This window comes from Leadbettera azotonutricia ZAS-9, assembly GCF_000214355.1.
Lineage (GTDB): Bacteria > Spirochaetota > Spirochaetia > Treponematales > Breznakiellaceae > Leadbettera > Leadbettera azotonutricia.
This window is the reverse complement of the sequence record NC_015577.1, coordinates 2,829,540-2,856,260: the sequence shown is the minus strand read 5'-3', so window position 1 is coordinate 2,856,260 and position 26,721 is coordinate 2,829,540. Positions and strand designations below refer to the sequence as shown.

At 52.4% G+C, this 26,721-nt stretch carries 24 protein-coding genes; 15 read left to right on the top strand and 9 right to left on the bottom strand.

The window, feature by feature from the left end:
* The first annotated feature begins 47 nt into the window (after positions 1–47).
* The gene (rnc, locus tag TREAZ_RS12525) at positions 48–734 is read left to right on the top strand and encodes a ribonuclease III (RefSeq protein ID WP_015712243.1); all 687 of its coding nucleotides are present in this window, start codon (positions 48–50) and stop codon (positions 732–734) included.
* Positions 735–738: 4 nt separating this feature from the next.
* Here the strand turns inward: rnc and TREAZ_RS12520 are convergent, their stop codons facing one another.
* The gene (locus tag TREAZ_RS12520; RefSeq protein WP_015712242.1) at positions 739–2,121 is read right to left on the bottom strand and encodes a CCA tRNA nucleotidyltransferase; all 1,383 of its coding nucleotides are present in this window, start codon (positions 2,119–2,121) and stop codon (positions 739–741) included.
* 51 nt (positions 2,122–2,172) lie between these two features.
* Here TREAZ_RS12520 and TREAZ_RS12515 point away from each other — a divergent pair, with 51 nt between their 5' ends.
* The 7 genes from TREAZ_RS12515 to TREAZ_RS12485 are packed head-to-tail and all read left to right on the top strand — an operon-like array spanning position 2,173 to position 7,537.
* On the top strand, positions 2,173–2,856 hold the full coding sequence (locus TREAZ_RS12515) for a thiamine diphosphokinase (RefSeq protein ID WP_015712241.1): 684 nt from the start codon (positions 2,173–2,175) through the stop codon (positions 2,854–2,856).
* Positions 2,840–3,703: a bifunctional 5,10-methylenetetrahydrofolate dehydrogenase/5,10-methenyltetrahydrofolate cyclohydrolase gene (locus TREAZ_RS12510; RefSeq protein ID WP_015712240.1), complete on the top strand. Its 864-nt coding sequence runs from the start codon at positions 2,840–2,842 to the stop codon at positions 3,701–3,703. The genes TREAZ_RS12515 and TREAZ_RS12510 overlap by 17 nt, the downstream gene beginning before the upstream one ends.
* Positions 3,700–4,524: a GTP cyclohydrolase FolE2 gene (folE2, locus tag TREAZ_RS12505; protein ID WP_015712239.1), complete on the top strand. Its 825-nt coding sequence runs from the start codon at positions 3,700–3,702 to the stop codon at positions 4,522–4,524. Before TREAZ_RS12510 ends, folE2 begins: the two co-directional genes overlap by 4 nt.
* Positions 4,517–4,897: a hypothetical protein gene (locus TREAZ_RS12500; RefSeq protein ID WP_015712238.1), complete on the top strand. Its 381-nt coding sequence runs from the start codon at positions 4,517–4,519 to the stop codon at positions 4,895–4,897. Before folE2 ends, TREAZ_RS12500 begins: the two co-directional genes overlap by 8 nt.
* A gap of 9 nt (positions 4,898–4,906) precedes the next feature.
* Positions 4,907–6,253, top strand: a complete 1,347-nt coding sequence (gene miaB / locus TREAZ_RS12495) for a tRNA (N6-isopentenyl adenosine(37)-C2)-methylthiotransferase MiaB (protein WP_015712237.1) — start codon at positions 4,907–4,909, stop codon at positions 6,251–6,253.
* Positions 6,254–6,291: 38 nt separating this feature from the next.
* A complete protein-coding gene (locus TREAZ_RS17475; RefSeq protein WP_015712236.1) occupies positions 6,292–6,600 on the top strand; it encodes a hypothetical protein in 309 nt (102 codons plus the stop codon).
* Positions 6,587–7,537, top strand: a complete 951-nt coding sequence (locus TREAZ_RS12485) for an SPOR domain-containing protein (protein WP_015712235.1) — start codon at positions 6,587–6,589, stop codon at positions 7,535–7,537. The genes TREAZ_RS17475 and TREAZ_RS12485 overlap by 14 nt, the downstream gene beginning before the upstream one ends.
* Here TREAZ_RS12485 and TREAZ_RS12480 read toward each other — a convergent pair whose 3' ends face one another.
* Genes TREAZ_RS12480 through TREAZ_RS12470 form a run of 3 tightly spaced genes read right to left on the bottom strand, consistent with a single transcriptional unit; the run spans position 7,538 to position 10,596 of the window.
* The gene (locus tag TREAZ_RS12480) at positions 7,538–9,034 is read right to left on the bottom strand and encodes a pallilysin-related adhesin (protein WP_015712234.1); all 1,497 of its coding nucleotides are present in this window, start codon (positions 9,032–9,034) and stop codon (positions 7,538–7,540) included. It lies immediately after the preceding gene.
* Positions 9,031–10,011, bottom strand: coding sequence for a DHH family phosphoesterase (locus TREAZ_RS12475; RefSeq protein WP_015712233.1), 981 nt, complete (start codon positions 10,009–10,011; stop codon positions 9,031–9,033). Before TREAZ_RS12475 ends, TREAZ_RS12480 begins: the two co-directional genes overlap by 4 nt.
* A gap of 9 nt (positions 10,012–10,020) precedes the next feature.
* Complete coding sequence (locus TREAZ_RS12470; RefSeq protein ID WP_043923086.1) at positions 10,021–10,596, bottom strand: vWA domain-containing protein; 576 nt, start codon at positions 10,594–10,596, stop codon at positions 10,021–10,023.
* 159 nt (positions 10,597–10,755) lie between these two features.
* Here TREAZ_RS12470 and cfpA point away from each other — a divergent pair, with 159 nt between their 5' ends.
* From cfpA to TREAZ_RS12455, 3 genes are all read left to right on the top strand, one after another.
* Positions 10,756–12,792, top strand: a complete 2,037-nt coding sequence (cfpA, locus tag TREAZ_RS12465) for a cytoplasmic filament protein CfpA (protein WP_015712231.1) — start codon at positions 10,756–10,758, stop codon at positions 12,790–12,792.
* 76 nt (positions 12,793–12,868) lie between these two features.
* Positions 12,869–13,945, top strand: a complete 1,077-nt coding sequence (locus tag TREAZ_RS12460) for a hypothetical protein (protein WP_015712230.1) — start codon at positions 12,869–12,871, stop codon at positions 13,943–13,945.
* A 15-nt stretch (positions 13,946–13,960) separates the two neighbouring features.
* Positions 13,961–16,645, top strand: a complete 2,685-nt coding sequence (locus TREAZ_RS12455) for a putative PEP-binding protein (RefSeq protein ID WP_043923085.1) — start codon at positions 13,961–13,963, stop codon at positions 16,643–16,645.
* A 125-nt stretch (positions 16,646–16,770) separates the two neighbouring features.
* On the opposite strand, the gene TREAZ_RS12450 is transcribed toward TREAZ_RS12455, so the two are convergent.
* The gene (locus TREAZ_RS12450; RefSeq protein ID WP_015712229.1) at positions 16,771–17,160 is read right to left on the bottom strand and encodes a VOC family protein; all 390 of its coding nucleotides are present in this window, start codon (positions 17,158–17,160) and stop codon (positions 16,771–16,773) included.
* Between the two features lie 61 nt (positions 17,161–17,221).
* Between TREAZ_RS12450 and tyrS the strand changes: the two genes are divergently transcribed.
* Positions 17,222–18,466: a tyrosine--tRNA ligase gene (gene tyrS, locus TREAZ_RS12445; protein WP_015712228.1), complete on the top strand. Its 1,245-nt coding sequence runs from the start codon at positions 17,222–17,224 to the stop codon at positions 18,464–18,466.
* A 2-nt stretch (positions 18,467–18,468) separates the two neighbouring features.
* Here tyrS and TREAZ_RS12440 read toward each other — a convergent pair whose 3' ends face one another.
* Both TREAZ_RS12440 and TREAZ_RS12435 read right to left on the bottom strand, forming a co-directional pair.
* Positions 18,469–21,381, bottom strand: a complete 2,913-nt coding sequence (locus tag TREAZ_RS12440) for a hybrid sensor histidine kinase/response regulator (protein ID WP_015712227.1) — start codon at positions 21,379–21,381, stop codon at positions 18,469–18,471.
* Positions 21,382–21,396: 15 nt separating this feature from the next.
* Positions 21,397–22,212 (bottom strand): phosphohydrolase, encoded by an 816-nt coding sequence (locus TREAZ_RS12435; protein ID WP_043923505.1) that lies wholly within the window; start codon positions 22,210–22,212, stop codon positions 21,397–21,399.
* A gap of 46 nt (positions 22,213–22,258) precedes the next feature.
* On the opposite strand from TREAZ_RS12435, the gene TREAZ_RS12430 reads away from it, so the two are divergent.
* Positions 22,259–23,359: a vWA domain-containing protein gene (locus TREAZ_RS12430; RefSeq protein ID WP_015712225.1), complete on the top strand. Its 1,101-nt coding sequence runs from the start codon at positions 22,259–22,261 to the stop codon at positions 23,357–23,359.
* On the opposite strand, the gene TREAZ_RS12425 is transcribed toward TREAZ_RS12430, so the two are convergent.
* Both TREAZ_RS12425 and TREAZ_RS12420 read right to left on the bottom strand, forming a co-directional pair.
* A complete protein-coding gene (locus tag TREAZ_RS12425; RefSeq protein ID WP_043923084.1) occupies positions 23,343–23,762 on the bottom strand; it encodes an outer membrane protein assembly factor BamD in 420 nt (139 codons plus the stop codon). The genes TREAZ_RS12430 and TREAZ_RS12425 overlap by 17 nt on opposite strands.
* Positions 23,763–23,799: 37 nt before the next feature.
* Positions 23,800–24,186, bottom strand: a complete 387-nt coding sequence (locus TREAZ_RS12420) for a hypothetical protein (RefSeq protein WP_015712223.1) — start codon at positions 24,184–24,186, stop codon at positions 23,800–23,802.
* Positions 24,187–24,318: 132 nt separating this feature from the next.
* Here TREAZ_RS12420 and argC point away from each other — a divergent pair, with 132 nt between their 5' ends.
* Both argC and argJ read left to right on the top strand, forming a co-directional pair.
* The gene (gene argC, locus TREAZ_RS12415; RefSeq protein ID WP_015712222.1) at positions 24,319–25,464 is read left to right on the top strand and encodes an N-acetyl-gamma-glutamyl-phosphate reductase; all 1,146 of its coding nucleotides are present in this window, start codon (positions 24,319–24,321) and stop codon (positions 25,462–25,464) included.
* Between the two features lie 19 nt (positions 25,465–25,483).
* On the top strand, positions 25,484–26,707 hold the full coding sequence (gene argJ, locus TREAZ_RS12410; protein ID WP_015712221.1) for a bifunctional ornithine acetyltransferase/N-acetylglutamate synthase: 1,224 nt from the start codon (positions 25,484–25,486) through the stop codon (positions 26,705–26,707).
* The last annotated feature ends 14 nt before the right edge of the window (positions 26,708–26,721 follow it).

The window sequence follows — 26,721 nt, the reverse complement described above, 5'->3', positions numbered from 1 at the left end:
GGACTCCAGAGGGGCTTCCTTCCCTGGATTCAGCAAGAAAGAAGGTTTTGGCGGCATTCTTAAAGACCGCCGGCGTCAGGTTCAAGAGCATGGAGCTTTTGAACCTTTCTTTCATGCACCGCTCAATCTCCAATGAATTAGACCGCGCTCTCAACAACGAACGCCTCGAATTCCTGGGCGACTCCATACTTGGCGCTATTACCGCCACCCTCCTGTACGAAAGGCTCTCCGACCGCCCCGAAGGGGACCTTGCCAAAATCAAGTCCGTGGTTGTCTCAGAAGACATACTTTCCGGCGTAGCCAGGGAACTCCAAATCGACACCCTCCTCATCCTGGGCAAAGGGGAGGAAAACTCCGGCGGACGCTCCAAAAACGCCATCCTTGCGGACGCCCTGGAAGCCATCATAGGCGCCATCTACCTCGATTCAGGCTACAAAGCAGCCTTCGCCTTTGTGGTTAGCTTCATGGAAGCCGAAATAAGCCGGGTTCTCGAAAAACGCCACCATCAGGACTACAAGTCCCTGCTCCAGGAACTCTGCCAGCGCCTTTACCACAACTACCCCGTCTACCGCCTCCTCAAACGCTCCGGCCCCGACCACGCCCGCCTTTTCTGGATGGAAGTCATCGTTTCCGATATTGCCTATGGCCCCGGTACAGGCCGCAATAAAAAAACCGCCGAACAGGAAGCCGCCAAAATGGCATACGAGGCCCTGGAAAAAGACAGCGCCGAATAGCGCCCTATACACTATACCGTTCGTTGATGTTTGCCGCGATTTGTATGAGTTTTTCCCTGGTGTTGAGGCTCGGGTCGTCGATGACTGCTTCCAGGAGTTCGTTGAGGATTATTCCCATATGCTTGCCGGGTTTTACATGGGCTTCTTTGAGGTCGTAGCCTGTGACTGCCAGGTCTTTGAGGGAGAGGGCACGGCTGCCGGCGAGGACCTTTTCTACCCGTCTGGTCAGGGGGAGGAGGAAGTCCGGGGCCGGCTCGGTTTTGGCTGTGCCATAGGCATCGGCCCGGCGGAGGGCGTAAAGATCCGGCAGATCTTCCTCCCCCGCCCTGATGATGAAGCGGCGCACTGCTGCGTCAGTCCAGTTGTCTTCATAATGAAACATATGTTCTTCTATTAAATGGCAGACCTTGTCCATTACCGCGTTGGGGTAGCGGAAATTGAGCATGATCTCTTTTGCAAGACGGGAAGATTCTTCTTCGTGCTGATGGAAAGTCCAAACGCCCTTATCCCCCAGTTTGCGAGTGGTTTTTTTGCCTAGATCGTGGAAGATAGCTGCAAGGCGGACTTCCCGGGGGGCATTTTCGCGGGCAGCGAAATCGCAGGCCAAAAGGGAATGTTCCAGCACGTCAAAACGATGGAAGCCCTTTTGATCCACACCCCTGCAGGCCGCAAGATCCGGGAGTATGAGTTCCAAAAGACCTGTTTTTTCCATGAGGAGAAAGGCTGCGGAAGGCTCGGGGCTCATGATGATTTTGTCCAGTTCGTCCCGCATGCGTTCCGGGGCAACCTTGGCAGTGAGGGGGAGGGCTGCCGGTATGGCGGCCAGCACCGCATCGTCAACTTGGAAGCCAAGCTGGCTTGCAAAACGCATAGCCCGGACAGGGCGAAGGCCGTCTTCCGCAAAGCGTTCCACAGGGTTGCCCACTGAACGTATCAGCTTGGCTTTGATATCGGCACAGCCATTAAAAGGATCGGTCAGAGGGCCTTCGGGCAGTTTGTAGGCTGCGGCGTTCATGGTAAAGTCCCGGCGGGCTAAATCTTCGTCTATGGATACGCCGAATTCCACAGTGTCCGGCCTGCGCCCGTCGCTGTAGCCCTTGTCGGCCCTGAAGGTGGTAACCTCGAATTCATTGCCCCTGAAGTGGACGGTCACGGTGCCGTGCTTTATTCCTGTGGGGATGACAAAGCCCAGGGGCTTGCCGCCAGGGCCCGATTTTTCCTTGAAAAACGCGATGACTTCGTCGGGGAGGGCGTCGGTGGCTAAATCCCAATCCTTGGCTTTCCTGCTCCTCAGGAGATCCCTGACAGCCCCGCCTACAAGATAAACCTGTTTGCCCTGATTCGAGAAGATAGCCGATATTTCTTTAACCACAGGATGTATATTCACAATTCAGCAAGCACTATACTATAATAGGGCATTCCATGAAAGGGAGGGGCGGTGCGGGGTATAGCTTTTATCGGCGGCGAAGGGCCTGGGCTTGATTTGTGCTGCAGCCTGGTTCAGGGGGCGGACATTATCGCTGCTGCCGATTCGGGTCTTATTGCCGCAGAGGATGCGGGCATCAAGCCTGGCTGGATCATTGGGGACATGGATTCCCTTGACGACCTGGGCCGGCTTGCAAAGTATCCCCCCGGGATTATACGCCGCTTCCCCCGGGACAAGGACTATACCGATACGGAGCTGGCCCTGAACCTGCTTTGGGAAAAGGGCTGCGATGAAACCTGGCTTGTTGGCGGAGGGGGAGGACGGCTTGACCATCTCCTTGCCCTGCGTTCCCTTTTTGAGCGGGAGCTTTGTCCGGATCGCTGGATTACCAGAGGGGAAGATATTTACGCTATAGAAGCTGTAAAAGGCGGATCAGGCGGCGTGTTGAAAAAGTTTGAAATTTCATTAAAGCTTGAACCCGCAAGCCTGGTTTCGGTCTTTCCCCTTGGGGAAGGCCCCTGGGCAGCTTCGAGCAGCGGCCTTAAGTGGCCCCTCAACAGCCTCCCCTGGAATCGGGGCAGCTTTGGCATCAGCAATGTTGCCCTGGATGGCAATTTCGGCATTTCCGCAGAACAGGGACGATTCATGATCGTTATACCCCGGGAACAGGGAGAATCCAATGGCAGAGATAATTGACGGCAAGGCTATTGCCGAAAAAGTCAGGGAAGATGCCCGCATCAGGGCGGATGAGCTTAAAAGAAAAGGGATAATCCCCTGCCTCGCAGTAATACTGGCGGGCGAAGATCCCGCAAGCCTCTCCTATGTAACAGGAAAGGAAAAAGCCCTTGCCGAAGCAGGCATGGAAAGCCGGGACCTGCGTTTAAGCGAATCTGTGTCAGAAGCTGAACTCCTCTCGCTGATAAGTACCCTCAATGCAGACCCCAAAGTCCACGGTATTCTGGTGCAGCTTCCCCTGCCTCGTCATATCGACAGCGACAGGATCATCACTGCCATAGATCCGGCCAAGGATGTGGACGGATTTCATCCGGTCTCTGTGGGGAACCTGGTTTTGGGGAAGAAGGGCTTTATCCCCTGTACCCCCAATGGCGTTGTTTTCCTGCTGAAAGAGATGAAAATCAAAACCTCCGGGGCTCATGCGGTGATACTTGGGCGTTCCAGTATTGTGGGGAAGCCCCTTGCAAACCTCCTCATCCAAAAGGGCATAAACGCTACCGTGACTATCTGCCACACAGGCACCCCGGATTTTTCAATTTATACTAGACAAGCGGACATACTCATAGCCGCCGCAGGGTCGCCGGGCCTCGTAAAGGGGAATATGATAAAGCCCGGCGCGGCGGTCATCGACGTTGGGGTGAACCGGGTGGCCGATGCCGCAAAGAAGAGCGGCTTCCGCCTCAGGGGGGATGTGGATTTTGAGTCTGCCTGTGAAACAGCGGGCTGGATTACCCCTGTGCCCGGCGGGGTAGGGCCCATGACTATCGCCATGCTCATGCTGAATGTAGTCGAGGCCGCTTCAAAGTGAAAGATCTTAAAACCATCCCGGATGTGCAAAACCAGGCGGATCACCGGGACGTGCCCCTGGCCAAAGTCGGCATCAAGGGCCTCGAATATCCTATCACTGTATTGGACAGGGAGAATAAAATTCAGCATACCTCGGCCAAGGTGGATCTTTACGCCGACCTTCCCCGGCATTTCAAAGGTACCCACATGAGTCGCTTTATCGAAATTTTCCACCAGTACCGGGAGGATCTTTCAATGCCCCGGTTTTTGGACATGCTTAATGCCATACGGAAAGAGCTTGAGGCTGAATCCGCCTTTGGGTCCCTCAATTTTCCTTATTTTATAGAAAAAAAAGCCCCTATATCCGGGCTGCCCGGGATTATGAGCTACCAGTGCCGGTATCAGGGTTGGGTAAACCGCCAGGATTCCGGCAATAGTTCCAGGAAGGGGAAGCACTTTACCGTTGCGGTTTCAGTGCCGGTGACCACGGTCTGCCCCTGTTCCAAGGCTATTTCCGACCGGGGCGCCCATAACCAGCGGGGCATAGTCACAGTGGAGCTTGAGCTCGGGCCCTTCTTCTGGATAGAGGACATCATCGCCCTGGTGGAAAAAGCCGCTTCAAGTCCGGTGTATTCCCTGCTCAAACGGGAAGATGAAAAATTTATCACCGAACAGGCCTATGACAATCCGAAATTTGTTGAAGATTTGGTCAGGGATGTGTATATTGATATAAAGGGCCTCAATCAGTTTCCGCGCTTTTCGGTAGAGGCGGAGAATTTTGAGAGTATCCATAATCATAGCGCCTTTGCCTATGCTGAATTTGGGGAGCACAATCGTGAATGATGTAGAAAAGCAGGGGTATACCTCCACAAGCGTTCTGGCAAAGCAGGGCGTGTCCGCTATCGGTAATCTCGTAGGGGGCGCTTTGCTTTTGGTCATGCAAATTTTAGGCGGCCGTTTCCGCCTCCTGGGCATAGTCATGGGACTTGCCATTGGCGGCTTTGGTGTGAGCGGCCTCCTCTCAAAAGATCCGGAAGATAAAAAGCCCGGCATGATACTCACCGCCGCGGGGATTCTGGAACTGGTTTTCCAGTTCGGCATCCCCATCCTTAAGCCCATAGCCGGAACCCTCCTTGGAATTACCGCCCTGGGTCTCCTTGCCATGGGTATCATTAAGGGCGTCAAATTTCTCAAAGGCCTTAAAAGCAGAGGATAATTTCTCCCCTTGAAATACTTTTTTGAAACCTATGGCTGCCAGATGAATTCAGCCGAGTCCGCTGCCCTGGGGCTTGCAGCCCGGGAACGGGGCTGGGAGGAAGCTGAATCCGCTGAAGATGCGAACCTCGTGCTTCTCAACACCTGCACTGTCAGGGCTACAGCCGAACAACGGGTCATGGGCCGCCTTGCCCATTACGAATCCCTCAAGAAAAAGCGCCGTGCCGGGGGGGCGCCCTCTTTTACCCTGGTAATCGCAGGCTGCGTTGCCCAGCGCCTTGGGGACAGCCTCAAAGAAAAATTCCCCGCCATAGATTATGTAATGGGCACTTCAGCCCGTTCTTTTTTTCCCCTCATACTTGAAGCGGCGGAGCAGCACCGCGAAGCAATAGAAACAGGGGAAAAGCCGGATTTTGCTTTTTCCTCCTCCCACCTTGAAGAGGGCCAGTTCAGGGCTTTTATCCCCATCATGCACGGGTGCAACAATTTCTGCTCCTACTGCATAGTGCCCTATGTCCGGGGCAGGGAAATTTCGAGAAGCCCCGCCTCTATCCTGGACGAAATCCGCATGGTGGGCGAGAAAGGCGTAAAAGAAATCACCCTCCTGGGGCAGAACGTCAATTCGTACAATTGGGTGCCTGGCACCATTTTGGATTTCCCTGGGCTTCTTGAGCTTATCGCCGAATACCTTGAAAAAGAAAGAAGCCCCATACGCTGGGTGCGCTTCCTTTCCAGCCACCCCAAGGATCTTTCACCCAGGGCGATTCAGGTCATGGCCGGGCATAAGGTGTTTTGCCGGCATCTTCACCTCTGCGTTCAGCACGGTTCCAACTCCATGCTCAAGGCTATGAACCGCCGTTATACCCGGGAACACTATCTGGAGCTGGTATCGGAGCTTCGGGCTGCCATGCCGGGCCTCACCCTTTCCACGGATTTGCTCATAGGCTTCCCCGGCGAGACCGAGGAGGATCTGGAAGAAACTTTCTCCCTTATGGAAGAAGTAAAATTCCTCTATGCCTATACCTACCACTATAACCCCCGTGAGGGGACAGCGGCCTATGATCTCCAAAACCGCATCCCGGAGAGTGTCAAGCGCAATCGTCTTGCCAGGGTCATAAAGCTTCAGCAGCAGCATACCGCCGAACTCCTCAAGGGAAGGCTAGGGGCAGAAACCGAGGTGTTAATTGAGGGAATTTCGCATAAAAATGCCGATGAATTAATAACACGCACAGAAAGGGACGAAATGGCTGTTGTGCCTGGCAAAGCAGCCTGGCTCGGCCATTTTGGGCATCTGGTTCTGTCGGATTTGAAAGGGATGACTTTCAGGGCCAAAGAAATCACCCTGACTGATAGATAAATGAAGTTCCGCCAAAGGCGAAGTTTTTAGGGGTTATCATGAGACGTTTAATAGGTTTTATACTGATATTTGCGCTTTTCCTCGCATTTATAGTCCTTAACCTGGACAATAAGTGCGATGTTTCCTTCGGTTTCCAGACAGCCAAAGACCTGCCGGTTTTCATCACCGCCTTTGTGGCCTTTTTCTTCGGCATGCTCTGTGCTGTGCCCTTTATCATCGGCCTAAAGAAATCCCGGCCCCGGGTTGAAGAACCCATAAAACCGCACAAAGGCGCCAGGTTTTTTGGAAGGAAGGGCAAATCCCATGCTGCAGTAGAGGGAGAAAACGATCCTTATGGGATTGACTGACAAAACTCCGTTTTTTTTCATCCCAATCTTCATCCTCATTTTTTCTCTTGGCGCAATTCCGTTTCTGGACGCCCAGAGCCCGGCAACTTCAAACAGCGTCTTATTGGCATCGGAACTTGAAAAGCTTGAAAAAGCCCCCCCTATGGAAAAACACGACGCCCTTGTCCGCATTGCCAGGCTGAGCCAGCTCTCGGGGGATAAAGAAAAAGCCGCCCAGGCATGGTATGACGCAGCCTACACCGATAAATCCAGGCGGGACGATGCAGCCCTGCTCAATGCCTGCCGTATGTATATCGCCTTGGGGGAATACGAAAAAGCCGGGACCTGTGTCGGCGCCATACTTGGCTCAAACCAGGACCCAGGCATGCTTGCCAGGGCCCGCCTTCTCCAGGCTCAGCTTGAAGCCTTTGAAAAAAACGATCCCCGGCCCTTGGCTCCCTTTATAGCCGATCCTGCCTATGCAGCCCAAAGGCCGGAAATCTACTATACCCTCTGGCAAATTTCAGGCTCTTCTTCCTGGAAAAGCAAGCTGCTGGCCGAATACCCCCAAAGCCCCGAGTCCCGTATGGCCTCCGGCGCTATAGCCCAGGCCGCTACCCCCCAATGGCTCCTTTTCCCCGGCCGCGATTCCATAGCAACCGCATCTTCGCAGACCGCAGCCCCTTCAACCGCCCCCTCCTCTGGAGGCGAACCTCAACCCGCGATCTCGGCAGGGGGTTCTCCGGGCATACTCCAGACCGGCCTCTTCGGACGGGAGGCCAACGCCCAGGCCATGGCCGATGTTCTTAAGCAGGCAGGTTTCCAGCCCCAGGTAACCCGCCGCCGGGTAAACGGCAGCGAATACTGGGCTGTAATGGTTCCTGCGGGATCAAGCATGGGCGCAACCATAATGCAGCTAAAAAACGCGGGGTTTGAATCCTTCCCTGTATTTGAATAATCATTCCCCGGCCAGTGTCAGCGAGATAGTCCCTTCATGCAGTTCCTGTATGCCCCTTGCTCCCAGACGTATGCGGAGCAGGGTAAGGGCCTTGCGGTTTTTGCCTTCTTCTGACGCATCCTGGGATTCGACAAGGTAGGTCTCCCGCTCCCCACTCCCCGAACGGAGCTCCAGGAGTTCACGGTTTTCGAGGCCGAAAAAGGCGTATTTGCCTGCCCTGACGGCGCCGCCTACGTTGAGTTCGTAATTGCCGTCAGGGGAGAAGCGTATCTTGCCGATAGAGCCGTCGTAGGAGGCGTCGATGTGGGCGCTGCCTTTGGCCTGGCCGGCTGGGCGGTTTTCCATGGGCCCTGCTTTGCGATAAGAACCATCCCAGGGAGGGTTAACGACGATTTTGAGGCGCACATCTTCAAAAACCTTGACCCTGATGCTGTCCAGGGTTTCCAATTCTATATCTATGGAACGCCTCAAGGTAGTTACAGAAATATTCTGGCTTGCGACATAGAGGCCGTAGCGGGTGGCGCTGGAATTCTGCCAGGTAAAGACCTGCTGGGTCTCGTCGCCGTAGAAAATTATCTCCCGCGAAGAGGGATCGAAATAGATGTACTGCTTTAAATCTATGGTCCCCTGGGGGCTGATATAGTACCAGAGGCCGGTGATGAAATCTTCGAAAGCCCCGGGGTTCCCCAAAAGCTCGCGCACCCTGCGCTGCTCGATTTGGGTGCCTGGCACCGGAATTATGCCGCTTTGTTCGTAAAGGCCGTTGATCGCATTATAAGCATAGGTGATTTCCACCTGATCCATGATATTGGGGGAATCATAGTCCCTGCCGTAGGCCACTATGGGGAAGCTCGCGCCTCTGGACATGCCAAGCTGGTAGGCCTGGGCTCGTTCAGCCTCCCGGACCGTGATGGAGCCGTCTATCCTGAGCTCTGCTATTTTGGTGAAGTCGGGAGCGGCGTCGCCCTGGGGTTTCCGGAAAATGGTGAGGGTATGCTCGCCCAGGCCATTCATGCCCGCGAGGAGTATGCAGATGCTCCGGTCGCCCACAAGATCCTGGGTATAAAGAGAAATTGTTCCCGGCCGCGTTGCCGCAGTGGGGGCGCTCCAGACACGCCTATATCCTCTTTGAGATTCGTCATAATCAATATAGGTAAGATAGATAGGGCTTTCAATTTCCAGGAGGTTGCGGTAGGCCACGATCTGCTCGTCCTGGTGATCCCCGTCAAGATCCTCGTTTAAAACCAGGGCCATGATTTCGCCGTCAGCCAGGGGCGCCTTGATGGTCAATTGGTCTTCCCGGGCCATGCGCTCGGCTATGTTTTCCTCTGTCCCGGTTTCGGGGATCATTGCCTGGGGTATGACTATTCTGGTCTGCCTGTATTCATCAGCCTTTTTGGGATTCCAGAGTGAAGGAAAAACCACCAAAACCCCAATTCCCAATGCGACAAAAACAAAAACCAGGGTGGTTATAACTTTTAGGAAGGTTCGTGTCATTGTGTATCCAAAGTTTCCAAAACACTATCAATTTTTGCCAGTACTTTGGCAAGGGTGTCTTCTATGCTGTCCTTGCTCTTGAACCCCGCAGCGGAAACATGGCCGCCGCCGCCAAAGGATTGGGCTATCTTCGATACGTTCACTTCCCCTTTGGAGCGGAGGGAACAGCGGCCCTGGCCTTCCTGGTTCTGTTTCACCAAAACCGATACCATGATATCCCTGCTTTTAAGAGGCACATTGATAAAGGGTTCCGCGTCTTCGAAGGAGGCGCCCGAATTATCAAGATCCTCTTTCCGCATAATCTGTACCGCTACCCGGCCCCTGTTCAAAATCCGCAAAGTGGAAAGCACCTGCCTCTGCAAAAGCAGAGAAGCAGTGGATGCGCTCTCGTTAAGTTCGTGATAGATATGGTAGGGATTGACCCCGGCTTCCACCAGGACAAGGGAAGCCCTGAAGGTCCTGATAGTGGTCTTTGAATAGGCGAAGGAGCCGGAATCATAGACAATACCCGCATAGGCTGCCGATGCAGAGACAAGGTTAAGCTTAACCCCGGCTGCTGCGGCTATCTCCACGACGAGTTCGCAGGCGGAGGATGCGGTCCTGTCCGTATAGCCCTTGAGAGCGCTGAAGGAATTGGGCTCATGGTGATCGATGAAAAAGACTTCGGCCGCCTCGGGGATGAATTCCTTAAGCTTCCCTATATTGTATTCATCCGAAGTGTCCAGAATCACCAGTGCGGATTTTTTTGGAATATCTTCTTTTAATTTGTCCCAAACTTCGATTTCTTCGTTGGGATCGATAAAAACGAAGCGTTCAGGGGTAGGACCCGAATTAATAATACGGATCTTTTTGCCCATTTCCCGGCAAATCTGGGAAAAAACAATTTCCGCCCCCAAGCCATCAGCGTCCGGCCCTTCATGGGTGGTTAAAACCAGGGATGAATGGCGTTTCAGGAACTCAAAAATCTCTTCCTGCATTAAAGAACGCTAGACCCCGCTCATATAGGCAGCGGCCGCCCTGCGTACCTTGTCCCCAATGCCCGGCGCCACCATGAGGGCCTGCCAGCGGGAGGATTCTTCAAACCTTGACCAGCGCAAAAGGCTTGCGCCGGCGCCTTCGAGGGCAGGGGCAAAGGCTTCGGCAGAACCGGTGACCAGCAGGGTTACCTTGAGGCGCTTGCCGTCCTGGGGCCCCGCCTTGGCAGCGGCTTCCCTTAAGGCGCCTATAAAGTCCGAACTTTTCCCGGATGTGGAAAGGGTTTTAAGCGTATCCTTGGCTGCGTCTTTTTTGGCCCCGATAGTTTCGGTATAGACGAGCCGGGCTTTGTCTCCGGCAGACCAGATATTCAGGGTGTCGCCCTCAACTAAAATGCGGTCGATGAACTCCCGGCTCAGCCAGGAGATGGCGTCATTTTTGTCGTTTGCCAGCATGGAGGAGCCGTCTACGATGAGAAACAAGTCCAGGGGGAGGCTGCGCTTGTCTGCGGCATGGAGGAGGCCCGGCATAAGGAAGACGAGGAACGTCCAAACGATAAAAATTTTTCTTCGTATGATTGCCTTCATACTTGATATTATATCACATTTCTTTTAGAATTGGAACAAGATCGCAAGAAAAATGCAAAAAAGGCTTTACATTTTCCTTTAACTATTGCTAAACTGGAAAGTGTTGTGTAGAATGTTTACAGAGCTAGAAAAAAAATTTCTTTTATAAGGAGTCTTAACATGGGAGCCATTGACCTGCCCAAGAGCCCTAACGTGTTCCATCCTGAGAAGCCCAGCGCCGTAGGGTCGCGGAACTCATTAGCACAGGAATACCGGGATCAGCAGAATGAAGTTAACCAACTTCTGGAAGAGGAGACCAACAAGGTCATCCATCATTTAACCGCCCGCCTGCCCAAGGACGTTCTCGAACGCCTTGATGTAATGGGCGGCCTCAAAGAGAAGTTGTACAACTACTTCAACCAGAATTATCAGAACATGTTCAATCGTTACATGGTAACGAGTGAAGATGAGATGGTGAAGAAGGTGAGGAACTTTATCGACAAGGAAGAAACCAAAGTCCTTGCCCGGTATACCCCCAAAGAGATTGCCGACCTCCTCGACGCCGTTGGCGGCGCCGACAAGTTCAACACCGGTGAAATCGAAAAATCAATGGTCAACATGTACGGCCACCTTCAGGGTCATATCCAGAGGGGCGTCAATGAGCTGGAAACCCATACCAATAGCATACTCCGTCAAAAGACCGATACCGGTGCCTTTGTCCGGGGCGAGAACGCCTATTCCATCGTGAAATGCGCATTCAAGGACAACCTTTCCAAGCCCAAGACCGTTTCCGATGTAAAACTCTCGGTCAACATCCTTGACTCGGAACTTATTTCCCCTATTTTCCACTACCAGGTAACTGTCGAATATCTCATCAAGGATCTCCTCGGCAAGCATATTGTGGATTCCATTGACCATGCCATCGAAAGCGTCAAAGACGAAAGGGTGGATCAGGGCCTCGAAGAATTCTCGGACAGCGAGATCCTCTTCAGCAAGATCGGACAGGTCGAGAGCTTCACTGATGACAAGATTGACGATCCCAAATCGAAGCGTTATTCCATCGTGGCCAAAACCATTATGGAAAAGATCAATGACCTTAGGGCCGAAATCGACCCCGAGAGTTTCGATCAGATGAATATTCGGGAAAACATCAAGAAGATTGTGGACATCGAGAATATCCGCAACCGGGGCTTCAATACCGCCATCAACTCCATTACCTCCATTCTGGACACATCCAAGATGGGCTATCAGTACATCGAAAACCTCAAGAACGCCCGTGAAGTCAACATCCGGGAATATGAGGACACTGATGTGGCGAACCTCCCCGACGAGCGCTATCAGATTAAGCTCCGCTATTTCGACAATGCCCAGCTTAACGAAGATCGCAAAGCCTATGATGTGCAGATGAAGAGCTTCGAAACCGAAGTCCAGCACATCTGGGACATACTCGAAGTCATCTACCAGGATTCCAAATCTTCCTTCAAGGTCAACGACTTTGACGATCTGGCCAAAAAGGTTAAGCCCCGGGTGCAGAAACTCATCAAATCCAAGACCGGCGAGCCCCTGTACGAAGACATTGCCAAGGTATGGGACGAGATTTCCTTTATCAGGGCCGGTGAAACCGAAGTGGAACGCTCCAACCGCACCTACATTTACGAAAAAGACAGGATCCGCCAGCGGATTATCCTTATGCGTAACAAGATGAAGCAAATGTACGATTATCTTTATCCCATCGAAAGAAGGGTTATGGAAGATCGCCTCTCCTTCCTGGAGAGGGAGTACTATCGCTTCGAATACGCGATCAATCCCTACCATCTGCAGCCGGGTATTCTTTTGGACGTGGATATTACTTCCATCAAGAGGAAGAAGGCGACCCTCGACGCTATGGCGAACGTGCTCAACGAGTTCCTCCATGGTGTATCCAAGGGCTTCCAGGATGCAGCTTTTGCATCCTTCAGCCGCCGCCGGTCAACGGTACGGGAAGACATTAACCAGTCCTTCTCCTCCACATCGGATGACAAGCCTGCTGCCGAAAACGCGTACCTGGATGTGCTCAATTCTGATAGCCCTGCCAGCGTGACCGAGGCTAAGCCTAAGGCTATTGCGGCCCCTGCCAAGAGGGGTCGGAAGCCAGGCAAGAGCGGAGCAGTTGATGCCAAGCCTGGACGCCGAGGGCAGAAAGCCGCGGACAGTGGCGCAGCCCTTAAAGAAGTATAAGTTAATATAATCGGTTGATTATTTGCCGAAACGCCCCCGGAGCCGGGGGCGTTTTTTCTAGGAGGTGGAAATAAATATGAGCAAAGATTCAATGAATCTTGAAGTCCTTGCTTCACGGGCGGGTTTTAACTCTGCTGTGCGGCATATGAACAAGACTATCGAGATAGCAGGCACCCTGGGCGGCAATACCAACCTTGGCGATCTCCTTTACGAAAAGGGCGACGAAAACCTTTCGGGTGAACGCGGGGCCCTGCTTCTCCACATGCTGTTGGTAGACAAACTAGGATATAAAACGGTTTCTTCCAATCTTGCTTCAACAGTGAGCGATGTCCCTGCCCTGGCAGATCAATTCGAAAAATGGAAAGCTGTTGACCTTATAGCCGCTTACCATCACCCCGATCTGGGCCTCCTCATTGCCAATCCAAAATCGGCTGAGGAGCTTGCCAACTTCGGCATGATACGCAAGCGGGAACTCATAGTTATCTACGCAGGCAAGGGGGGCGCTCCCTCTGACGCAATCTGCGAAAAAGCCGCCGAGCTTGCCGTCGCCCTTTTCGAGACTGGCAAGGTCAAAGTGCCTGCAGAAATCCTTAAAGGCGCTTTTGTAACCAAAAAGCTCAAAAAAACTGCTGAACCGGAAGAAAGGCCGGCCAGGAAGCCCAAGGCTGCAAAAGCCGGAAAGCCTGCCAAGGCCGCAAAAGCTTCCAGGGGCAGAAGCCCTCAAGCTGCCCCTGAACCCAGGGCGCAGGAAGAGCCAGTCAGCGCCAGGATTGCGGCCCCGGCGGTTACTGCCGCCGCCCCTGCCATTACCAAAGGCCCGGTGCGGATGACCCCTATGTACTCCGTGGTGGTCGCCAACGAGCTTTTCCACAACGGCAACGTCGAGGCATGGAAGCGCATTATCGCGAGCTATAACGCCAAGTACCCGGATCTTCTGGTATTCATCTACTACGAGGGCGAGCGTATTATGGATATTAATGCCCTCTTTAAGTGGGGCAAGGTAAAACATGGAAGCGCCATTCAGTTCGCTGTTTCAGGGAACGACATCAAGGATGTGGCCAAGCTGCAGCGTTATCTGGTCCAGGGGGCCAGCCACCAGTTCGAGGCTTTCCTGCATGGGCCGGTGAACAACGTTTTAAAGCTTTTCGGATAGGCGTGAGGTAAACACATGGATAACAGAATACATTTTTTTAGCCAAATAGATGTCATCCCCAAGAAGATCGAAAGCGAGAAATTGGGGATTCGCGGGCGCCAGGCCAACGAATTTGCGGAATTGGGCTTTCCCATTCTGCCCGGCTTTATTCTTGATACGGATATTGCTTCGGGGTTAAAAGTTGCCGAGGTCAAAAAAGATATAAAATCCCTGCTGGACAAATGCGCGGGCATAGTGGGAAAGAAGTATGGGGACGCAGAAAACCCCATGCTGGTCAAAGTGGTTATATCCTCAAACCTGGTTGTAACAAACTATCCGACCCTCCACAACTTCGGCCTTGCAAAAACCACCATCAAGGGTTTTGCCAACTGGGTAGGCAAGGATTTTGCAGCCCACGAAGTGCTTTTCCTTGTCCGGGGAATGCTCAAGATTGAAGAGCGCATCAAGGAGCTTGAAGACAATACCAAAGCCCTTGAAGAAATCACCGGAGTTCTGCGCAGCCTGGACGATGCCCTTGGCATCCACGGCCCGTCAAATGAGCTTGCGAGCGAGAAAAAAGCCAAGGTCGTTAAAGTTGTTCCCAAATCCGCAGAAGATTATATGGAAGACTACGCCAAGTACTTCCCCAAGGGTTTCTTCGACAGCGCCGAAGAACAGCTTCTCCTTACGCTGAGCGAAATTTCCCGCATGTTCCAAATGGACGATCAGAACGACAACGATACCGCCCTCATGATCGCCCCCATGGTCTATGGGAACTATGGCAAGGATTCCTGCTCCGGCGACTTTTTCAGCCGCAATGTGGTTACCGGGGACAATAAGCTTCAGGGCAAATTTTTCCGGGGCAAGTTCAACGAGATTGGGGCTTCGGGCCAGGATATTTCCAAGGTCGGCGACAAGCACCTCAAGGAACTCCAGAAAATTGCCCGGATACTTGAAGACAAGTTCAAGGAAATCCGCCAGGTCCGCTTTACCATAGAGAAAGACAAGCTCTGGCTGATTGAACAGCGCCAAGTGGCCCAGAAATCCACCCAGTCCGACATCAGGCTCCTTCTGGATCTTGCCAAACGCAAGGTGGTGAACAACGCCTATGTGGTCAAATCCATCGAGCCTCTCAGGCTCAATGAAATTCTCCACCCCATTATTGATCCTGACAGCGTCAAAGGCTTCAAATCGTGGAAGGGCGGCATAGCAGGCGCCCCGGGAGCTGCCATAGGCCGGGTATATTTTACCACCGATTCCCTCCTGGAAGCCAAGAAACTGGCTATCCAAAAGGGCGAGGATAGCCGTTGCATTCTGGTAGCCGAATCTTCCTTTGCCGAAGATGTCAAAGCCATCGAAGTAAGTACCGGAGTGCTCACCGCGGAAGGGGGCTATTCAGCCCACGCCTCGGTAGTTGCCCGGCAATATGGAAAAGTATCCCTGGTGGCTCCTGATCTCAAAATCAAGGGAAAGAAAGCCAGCCTGGGAAGCTTTGCATTCTCCGAGGGCGATTATATCACCCTTCAGGTGCCTTTCTACGGTGAGTCCATGGTCTACTCGGGAACCGCAACCCTTATCGAGCCTGATCCCGAAGAGTCGGGCCTTCTGGACTTTATTGCCATATCCAAGACCTTCATTAAGAAATTCAATGTGCGCTGCAATGCGGACACTCCCCGCGACGCTGCCCTGGCTCTGAGCTTCGGCGCAGACGGCGTGGGCCTTTGCCGCACCGAGCACATGTTCTTCAAGGCCGAGCGCATCAACGTGTTCCGCGAGATGCTCCTTTCTACCAATCCCAAGGAGAGGCAGAAAGCCCTGGACAAGCTTCAGGTTATGCAGCGGGAAGATTTTTATGGCATCATGAAGGCCATGGCAGGGAAAGAGGTTACCATAAGGCTCCTCGATTCGCCTCTCCATGAATTTATGCCCCACAACGATGATGAAACAGCGGGCCTCATTGCCCACATGCAAAAGTCCAAGAAGGTGAAGATTTCCAAAGCGGAAATCGCCGCCAGTGTGGAAGCTCTTCACGAGTTTAACCCCATGCTGGGCCACCGGGGCTGCCGCATTGCTGTTTCTTACCCTGAGATCTACGCTATGCAGATTAGGGCCATCTTCGAAGCAGCCTACAAGCTCCGCTCCGAAGGCGTGGACGCCCAGCCTGAAATCATGGTTCCCATCGTGATGAATGCGTCGGAACTCAAGTTGATTGCCTATGGCAAGAAGATCGAAGGCAACAATTATGTGGGCATCGTGGATATCGAAGAAGAACTTCGCAAGTCCAAGAAAGCAAAGCCTGTAGAGTATTCCATAGGCACCATGATTGAGCTGCCTGCCGCGGCCCTCGGGGCCGGGGAAATCGCCAAGTACGGCCGTTTCTTCAGCTTTGGCACCAACGACCTTACCCAGACTACTCTGGGTATCTCCCGCGACGACTTCACCGCCTTCATGCCCGACTATACTCTCTTCGACCTCATCGTGGGCAATCCCTTCAGCACCCTGGATTCCCGGGTGAAGGAACTGATTGCCCTGGCTACCGAGCGCGGCCGCCTTACAAGGCCCGACCTCGTATGCGGTCTCTGCGGCGAACACGGCGCCAACCCCGCCAACGTAAGGTTCTGCATGGAAGCCGGCCTCAACTATGTTTCCTGCTCCCCCTACTCGGTGCCCATCGCCTTATTGGCAGTGGCCCAGGCGGAATTGGAGAAGGCCGGGGCGTAAGCCTGTTTTTCTGTTAATTGTAATTGTAAAGACAAAAAAAGGGCCGGACATGTTCCGGCTCTTTTTTTGTGCGCCCGGCATGGGCGGCATCAATCATCGAGGTACTTCTAAATGCAAATCGCGATTCACTTCACTATCTGAAAAAACTCAATCACCTCGTTATCCGGCCCCCGCACAAAGGGGTTGATCACCGTCATTGTGCCGAGCTTGCCTTCCTTGGGCTCGCTTTGCGAGATGGCTCCTGCTTTGAGGGCCTTTTCGTAGGCGGCTTTGGCGTCGGCAGTGTTGACTGCTACGTGCGCCCAATGGGCTTCTTTCTCCTCTTCGCCTGTGCCCCGGGGGATGAGTTCTACTGTGGCATTGCCGCCCAAGTCTACAAGGTAGATGGTCTTGCCGCTGTCGCCCATGGGGAAGGAGAAGATCTGGGTTCCCCCCAGACCTTTGGTGTAAAAATCGAGGCTTTTCTGGCTGTCCTTTACGAGAAGGCCGATGTGGTGTATTCCGTTGAATTGCATGGTTAACTCCCTTTAAGATTTATGGTATATTCTTGGCACATTTTGTTCAAGGAAGTGTTTTATGAATCCGGCTCTGGAGAATTTAAAGGTTCGCGGCTTTTTTCAGCAGTGCAGCGATGTGGAGGGGCTTTCGCGTTTAATGGATGAAGGGCCGGTGACTTTTTATGAAGGCACTGATCCTACTGGTCCAAGCTTGCACATTGGGCACATGGTTCCCTTCTTTGCCTGCCGCCATCTTTTGGCAGCGGGGCATAAATTCATCGCCCTCATCGGCGGGGGGACTGCCCGCATCGGCGACCCTTCGGGGAAGACCGAGATGCGGAAAATTTTGAGCTACGAAACCCTTGATGCCAATGCTGCTTTAATCAGGGCTCAGCTTGAGCGCTTTCTGGGTGCTGACGAAAAGAAGGTGCAGTTTGCCAACAACAAGGACTGGCTCGCGACCCTCAACTATATCGACTTTTTACGGGAAATCGGGAGCCATTTCTCGGTAAACCGCATGCTCAGTTTCGAAGCCTACAAGCTTCGTATGGAGACGGGCCTTTCATTTATCGAATTCAATTACCAGCTTCTCCAGAGCTATGACTTCCTCCAGCTTCACAAACGCTACGGCTGCCGTCTCCAGATCGGCGGGGATGACCAGTGGGGCAACATTGTCGCTGGCGCCGACCTCATACGCCGTATCGAAGGGGCAGAGGTGTACGGCATGACCTTCCCCCTGGTTACCACTTCCGACGGTAAGAAGATGGGCAAGACCGAAAAGGGCGCTATTTTCCTTAACCCCAAAATCACTTCCCCCTACGAATTTTTCCAATACTGGCGGAATATCCAGGACGCAGACATACGCCGTTTCCTCCTCATGTTCACATTCCTCCCTGTCGGGGAATGCGAATCGCTCTGCGCCCAGGGCAAGAACCCCAACGAAGCCAAGGAACGCCTTGCCTGGGAAGTGACCGCCCTGATCCACGGCAAAGACGAAGCCGACAAAGCCCTTGCCGGCGCCCGTGCCAGCTTCGGAGGTTCCGGCGGCGACAAATCCGCCATGCCAAAAGCCGAGTTCCCCAGGTCCAAATTCGAAGCTGGCTATAACATAGTGGACATCTTCACCGATGCTGGCCTTGCCCCCACCAAGAGCGAAGCCCGCCGTCTTGTCCAGCAGGGGGGCGCCTTCGTATCCAAAGCCGGCTCTGACCTTGAGGCTATTGCCGATGTGGGCGCTTCCATTACAGCTTTGTACCTTGACGGGGACGGCGAGCTGATACTTAGGGCAGGCAAAAAACGGTATTGCCGGGTTATGGCAAAATAAAATTATCCCAGCAACGCGGTCAATTTGTCCTGTATTGCGTCATATTCCAATTCCTCAATCTGCTGTTTGAGCCAGGGGATGAGGTCTGAGTTGGACTCGTATTCGTAATTATCAAGTTCCGCGAGGATCTTCTCCATTCCTGTATGGTCAAAGTTTTTGTCCGCATCGAGGAGTTTTTGGAGCAGGGCTTTGTCAGGGGAGGGGAGGCGGCCTTTGCCTTCGGGGGCAGGGGTGTCGGGGAGGAGGGCTTTGAGCCCGGCTATGAGTTTTTCTGCCGAGGCGATAAAGCCTGCGGTTTCGGCGGAGACTTTTTCTGCGTCACTGGATTTGGCTGCCGCTTCAAGCTCTTCGGCTTTTTTGCCTATGGCCTCGGCGCAGATACCGTAGCTTGAGCCCTTGATGCCATGGGCTGTGACAGCGTATTCCGCAAGGTCGGTATGGTTCTTCAGTTTTTCCAGCAGCGGCGGGGTATGATCCACATAGGATTTGATCACCTGGGCATAAGTAGTCTCATTGTCGGCAAAGCGTTTGAGGCCGAGATAGAAGTCCATGCCTTCAAGGGGAGTTTTGAACAAGCCCCTTTCCGGCATGGGTTTCTCCTGCTTTTCTTGGATGGGCTCTTGCTCCTTTTCTTTTGACTTGTCCCGTACCCACTGGTTTAGGATCGAATCCAGCTTGATGATGTCTATGGGTTTTGGCAGGAAAGCCTGAAATCCGTTTCGCAAAAACAGGTCTTCGTTTCCCACCAGGGCATTTGCGGTGAGGGCTATAATCGGTATGTTTTTGGCATATTCGGATTTTATCTCCCGTATGATCTTTACTGCTTCTATGCCATCCATGCCGGGCATCATGTGATCCATGAATAGTGCGTTGTATATGTTTTTTTCTTCTTGTATCAGGTTGATAGCTTCAGGGCCTGAGGCTACGCAGTCAATCGTAAGATCATAGGGGGCCATCATGCCACGGGCTACATCGAGGTTGGTATCCACATCGTCCACGACCAGCACCCTTGCGTAAGGCATGCGAATCCTGGGGAGGTTTCGCTTGCGCCTGTCCTGCCCCTGTTCAAGGAAGCGGAGATAACGCAGATTCTCCGCGCCTTCCTTCCCCAGGGGGATGGCGTCAACGATCTTTTGCTTAATCCTGACAGAGAAAACGCTCCCCGTACCATAGGTGCTTTTAACAGTAATAGTGCCATTCATCATTTCTGCGAGGTTCTTGCAAATAACAAGGCCCAGGCCTGTGCCTTCAATGTAGCGGTTGGTCCTGGTATCAAGCTGGCTGTATTCGGTAAAAAGTTTGCCTATGTCCTCTTCTTTTATTCCTATGCCGGAGTCGCTTACCGATGCTTCGAGCCAGTAATCGTCCCCTTCCTGTATCCCGCCTATTTTGAATTCTACCTGGCCTTCGCGGGTGTATTTAAAGGCATTGGAAAGAAGATTATTGAGTATCTGCCTTACCCTTAGTTCATCGCCCCAAAGCCTCATGGGCAAATTCCCGTCCGGATCAAGCTTAAACGTAATAGGCTTCGATCCAATGCGGATGATATTCATGCTCACCGTGTCGTTGATAAGGCTGGGGATATTGTATTCCCCGGGAACCAGCTCAAAACGTCCCGACTCTATTTTGGAAATGTCCAGTATGTCGTTGATGATATTGAGGAGCACTTTCCCCGAACCGAGCATTTTCCGCAGATTCTCTCTGGTTCCTGCGGGAAGTTCATTCTGCAGCTCCATTTCGCCCAGGCCTATGATGGCGTTGAGGGGGGTGCGGATCTCATGGCTCATGTTTGCAAGGAATGTGCTCTTTGCATGCGAAGCGGTTTCCGCAAGCTCCTTTAAGCTGGTAAGGGTCTGGTTCTGTTCATTTATCTCGTTGATCATGGAGTGATAGCTTGAGATATCCGCGATTACTATGGAATAGCCGTAAGATGGCCTTTCCGAGTAGGCAAATTGCCGGGATACGCTGAAGGATCTTTGCTTCCCTTCACCGTAATCCATGGCGAATTCGCCGCCCTTGAAATTCTTCCGCGCAATATCATCAAAAAGGGTATTGGGAAGCTGCCAGATAGCCCGGGAGCTAAAATAATCCAGCAATTCATGAACCTGCGTGAGTTTCGGCTTTAATTCAAAATCGGGGAAGACGCCGGCAAAAGCGCTGTTTATATCACTGATAAACCCTTCCCTGTCCACCATGAGCATGACATTCTGGTTTGTCTCAAAAAGACTGTTAAGCAAATGGGTGCGGAAATTAAACAGCCGTGAACGATGGGTTGAGAATGCGAAAAGAATATACATGAAAAAGAATGTGTAAGGGCCGATGTCATGGGCAAAATTAATTATCTTTGCAGTATAAATAATATTAACCCCCGTGAGGAGCAGAAAACCGAGTCCCTGGGCAAGTACAATGGGCTTTTCTTTCATGTTTTTAATTACATAGATAAACATGAAAATGACGCAGAAGAGCATGGCAGAATAGGCCATAACGCCATGGATTATGTAATCAGGGCCATAGATGGGAATAGGGTATTGATATACTGCGTAAATCCTGTGGTGTATCAGGTTGGTTGCAAGGAGTATGGAATCCGCAAAAGGAATCAGGATGCAAATGATGCGTACCGGCAAGAAATTGAGAACTGTGGAACCTGAAAGCTCCAGGATAAACCAGAGGAAGCACCAGGGCGAAATCGACAGGAAAATTATCCTGATCGTATAAATGAAAGGGTAATAGGGGGTATCTTTGACCAGCATGGCAAATGCCGAAAAGACAGTCCAGAACCAAAGCGCTATGCCTGACACAAAGAGGCCCCTCACTTGCCGGTTCACCCTGTCGGTAAACCAAAGCAAGCCCACGGTATACATGAGGATAGCAGCAATGATCATTGAGATAATAAAAAGCGTGTATTCGGTCAGCAATTATTTGCCCCTGGCTTACAGATAACGTTTTGGCGCTTCGTCCTGCACCTGTGCGTACAATTCGATGTGAGGTTTGGCGGTACTGGCTGCGATTTTTGCGAGAAGCACTTCTTCTACCTGGAAAAGTCCCACTTCACTGGACATGACAACTTCTATGCGTATGGGTTTTTCATCGCCCCTGTCTATGCGGACTTCTTCGATGGAATTGGCCGAATATTGGTGAATGTTCCCGACTCTGGGGCTTTGGCTCAGGGCTATGGAGATCCTTGCCCTGCCCTTCTTCATGTCAACGCCATCTGCTACCTGCAGGACGCCGGCTTCGAGGGAATGTATGGTGCGAGTGCCCATGTGGCCTGAAATTCCTTCCAGGGCAAGGGAGCGGATTATGGCTTGTTTCTGTATATTCCCTGCGTAAACCTGGGGCAGCAGCCTCGACATGATGGGGCAGGCAAGGTACATGCTGTGGAGTTCATGATCCTGCCGGCCCACGCTCATGCCCAGATCGTGGAGCATAGCCGCAAAGATAACCGCTGTAAGGCTATCTTCAAAATCGCCGCAGTCTTCATTTTCGAGGCTGGTCTTAATCCCTGCCTGGCGCAGAAGGCCCATCATGATAACGGCGTTAAGGGTGACAGTACGCATGTGCACAGGCCCGTGGTCATTATAACCCAGGCGTACAATCGATACATTGTTTGCATATTCCTGGGTAGCCTGAATTTCTTCATCTTCCAGGAGGAGCTTGGCCCCTTTTACGGCCTTTCCCCCGGGATTGAAGGTTTCAAGGGTTTCAATAAGTTTTGTGTCCAAGGACAGTTCTTTAGGTGATCTCATAATTATTCCTTTTTGATAATACAGCATTCCTTCCGATAATTATAGTATGAAGCGGATAAGCCTCATCCTTTTGCTCTGCTTCCTCTCGCTTCCTGCCTTTAGCCAGGATCTATCCCTCCAGAGCGGGGACCTTATAATAGAGCAAAAGACCGCTTCGGGCTTCCATCTTTTTATACGCAAAAAGCCCGGCATTTCTTCGGTGCTTCTCACAGAGTCCACCCGCGATCCTTCCCTCCGCTCGGACAATTATGCCTACAGGGCAGCCGAATGGAATGCGGTGAACGGGGATGAGCTGCGCCTCATTAACGGTGCCCCCATTCCCAAAGAGGACAATATCCATTCCCTCATAGATTCCACCCCCGAGCCGCACCCTGTATTGGGGGAAGCCTTCCATGTCTTTATACCCTGGCTTGTTTTTTACGGCTACGAAAACACCCGCCATGGGGAATTTTATGTAGCCAACGGAACGTATTTGAACATACGGGCTTTTTATCTCCCTTATGGCGATTACAGGGGGAGCTTCAAGGATAATCCCTTCATACTCAATGTGGCGCAGAAGCCCCCCGAGACGCCGGAAGGGAATTACATGAAGGAAACCGAAGAGGCTTTCAATGAGATAGCCCAGGGCGGGGGGTACCTGGTCTATTCCTCGGGCCCCGCCGATTTGGTGGATCGCATCAAAACCATCCTGGAAGAAGAGAAAGGCAAAACCCTCGACCTGGTGCTTTGCCTGGATACCACCGCCAGCATGAAGGACGATATCGCCGCAGTCAGGACCAGGATTATCCCCATGTTCCGCGGGATTATTGCGGATTTTGCCAGTTTCAGGATAGGCATGGTGCTTTACAAGGATTATTTTGAAGAATATATCAACAAAGTACTGCCCTTCACGGACGATTTCGCAGTTTTTCAGCGCAACCTCAACTCCATACAGGTCAGGGGCGGCGGGGATATCCCCGAAGCGGTCTATGAGGCTCTCTACGAAGGAGCAACCAAATTCCCCTGGGAGGCTGAAAGCCGCGTCATGATCCTGGTAGGCGACGCGCCGCCCCATCCCCGGCCCCGGGGGATGATCACCAGGGAGATGGTGGATGAGGCGATTTCCGCAAAAGACTTGAAAGTGTCGGCTATTATACTTCCCCAGTAGGCTTGTTTTTGTTCTTTTTGTTTTCTATCTCTGTAATATTCCCCAGGATTTTCAGGGAGAGGATCTTGAACTGGGGAGGGAGGAGCTCTTCGTCGGGGCTGTCGTAACGGACCAGGAGCGAATTGAACTCTGTTTTGGCAATCTGGTATTTTTTCTGCTTATAATGGATGAAGGCTATTTCATATTCCGCGGTGCAAACATATTCCGTGTCGCTCTGGAACCTGTCGAGTATGGTTTCGTAGTATTCCAGGGAGACATTGTAACGGTTCTTGTCCGAAGCTTCCTGTGCCCGCTGAACCATTTCGGCAGCAGTCAAATCCATAGGGATTTCACCAGGGCTTGAGGCGCATGCCATCATCAATGCAGAGACAAGTGAAAGGATCAGAAATTTTTCTTTTCGCATACCATTGATATACTATAAAAAGCTCCAAGAAACAAGCCTATTCATCAGTTTCGGAACTTCCGTAGATTTCATCTTTCCCCGAAAGGTTCTTCCGGAGTTCCCTGATAAATTCCCTGGTGTCTCCCATGGCGTCGTAAGCATCGCAGGCATCCAGATAGCGCCGGGTTATGGTGCAGTACTTGTAGAGTTTTTCCTCTCCCAGCTTCTTTTTCCATTTGCCCGCAGCGCAGCGTATCCTGAGCACATAGCGTTCTTCTTTATCCGATTTGGCGGGAACTAATTTGCAATGTATGCAGTTGGCGCAGTAAATTTTCCCGCTATGAAATTCTTCATCTTCCTGCCCAGGGGAATCCTGGACGGGCTGCTCCCCAACTGCTGAATCCTGAAGCACCGCTGTTTCCGACGCTTCCGCTGTACGAACCATAATTCCCACCTTACCTTATTTTATGCATAAATATTCCAAAAAAACAGCGATTTAGTCAATATATAGAATTGTTATTGACCAAAATAAATATTTATGCAAAATTGAATTTTCCAACCACGATGGAGGTGCACATTGACAGCGGGAATCATCGGCGCGACAGGTTATGCAGGCGCAGAGCTGGTAAGGCTTCTGGCAGCCCATCCTGAAGTTTCAGGCCTTGCCCTGGCGTCGGTCAGTTTTGAGGGGGAAATGATAGAAAACATCTATCCCAACTTTTTTGGGAAGATTTCAGCCCCCCTGGTTAAGCCTGAAGAGGTGATAGCCCGTTCTGATGCGGTTTTTGCGGCCCTGCCCCATGGTGTAGGCGAGCCTTATGCCAAAGCCTGCGTCGAAAAAGGCGTAGATTTTATCGATCTTTCCGCAGATTACCGTTTTGACGACGACGAGGATACTTTCAAGGCCTGGTACGGCAAGCCGTACATCCACCCTGAACTCAGGCAGCGTTCGGTTTACGGCCTTCCGGAACTCAACAGGGAGAAGATCCTTTCCCTAAAAAAGAAGGGTCCTGTCATCATAGGCAATCCCGGCTGTTATCCTACAGGGGCTTCCCTGGGGGCTTTCCCTGCCCTGGCAAAAGGGCTCGCAGCCCTGGGATCAGAGGCTCTGGGGCCAAAGGCCCCTTGCACTATTATTGTAGATTCCGCGTCAGGCGTTACCGGGGGCGGGAGGGAACCCCAGCGTTCTTTTCATTTCCCCGAATGCTCCGACGCGGTAGCCCCTTACAAGGTTGGCTCTCACCGGCATACTCCCGAGATCAGCCGGAATTTTAAGGCTATGGCGGCTTTGGGGAAAGCCGAGCCTCCCCTGGTTATTTTTACCCCTCATCTTGCGCCAATGAACCGGGGCATACTCAGCACTATCTACATACCCCTGGTCCAGGCTTGGCAAGCTCCCGCAAGCGCCGGCGCTCCGAGGCCCCCTTCAAAGGAGATTGAAGCAAAAGCCTCGGAGATACGCAGCCTCTATGCCGGGTTTTATGAGGATGAACCTTTTGTGAGGGTTCTGCCGGCGGGAGTGAACGCGGCTACAAACAGGGTAAGGCAGTCGAACTTCTGCGATATTTCCGTACATTTGGATCCTGCGGGAACTACCCTTATTGTGTGCACTGCCATAGACAATATGGTGAAGGGCGCCGCAGGCCAGGCGATTCAGAATATGAATGTGCTTATGGGCTTTGATGAAACCTCGGGGCTGGCTGCTGTGCCGGCATTGTTTTAGGGAAAGAAAAGGAAGGAATATGAAGGAGATACCGGGCGGTGTATGCGCGCCGAAAGGGTTTAGGGCCGGGGGGATCTGGTGCGGGATCAAGGCTTCTTCCAGGAAGCGGGATTTGGCGCTGATCTATTCGGAGAAGCCCTGCACCGCTTCTGCCATGTTTACTACCAATAAGGTGAAGGCGGCCAGCGTGCTGGTGAGCAGGGAGCATGTTTCCGGCGGTGTGCTGAGGGCTGTCATTGCCAATTCCGGGAATGCCAATGCCTGCACCGGCGAGGCTGGGATTGCTGCCGCAAAGAAGATGGCGGAGCTGGCAGCGGATCTTTTTGCAATAAACCCGAAGGAAGTCGCGGTGGCTTCTACGGGGGTCATAGGCGTGCCTCTCCCTGTGGCGGCCATTGAGAGCGGCATAGAGAGTCTGGGTAATTCACTTAAAGCAGATGAAGCAGGCCATGCAGCTGCCCTTGAGGCCATTATGACCACCGATACCCGCAGGAAAGACGGGGCTTTTGAAACCGATATTGACAGCAAAACTGTGCGTATCGGCGGCATGGTCAAGGGTTCGGGGATGATACACCCCAATATGGCGACTATGCTTTGCTTTATTACTACCGATGTGAGTATCACGAGGGAAATGCTGGACAAGGCCCTGAAGATGGCAGTTAAACGCAGTTTTAACCGCCTGACAGTAGATGGGGACACTTCCACAAACGATACGGTGTTGGTCATGGCATCAGGGGAGGCGGGGAATGCCGCCATCAATTCCGAGGGTCCGGCATTTACGCTTTTTGCCGGGCTGCTTCAAAGCCTCTGCGTCAAGCTTACCCGGGCCATGGCAAGGGACGGGGAAGGGGCAACAAAACTTGTGACAGTAAAAGTAACAGGTGCTGCTTCGGAGGATGACGCAGAAATGCTTTCAAAAGCTGTAGCAGGTTCAAGCCTGGTCAAGGCCGCCTGTTTTGGCGCTGATGCCAATTGGGGCAGGGTACTCTGTGCCATGGGCTATTCGGGTGCTGAATTTGATCCTTCCGCAGTGGATGTGCGTTTTGCAAGCAGGGCAGGGGAAGTTCTTGTCTGTTCTTCAGGCAGCTCCATCCCTTTTTCAGAGGAGACTGCGAAGAATGTGCTTTCGGAAGAAGAAATTGAAATTGTGATAAAAGCAGGCACAGGGAAGGGGGATGCGGCGGCTTGGGGCTGCGATCTCACCTATGATTATGTCAAGATTAACGGCGATTACAGGTCGTAGGGGAAATCAGGGAT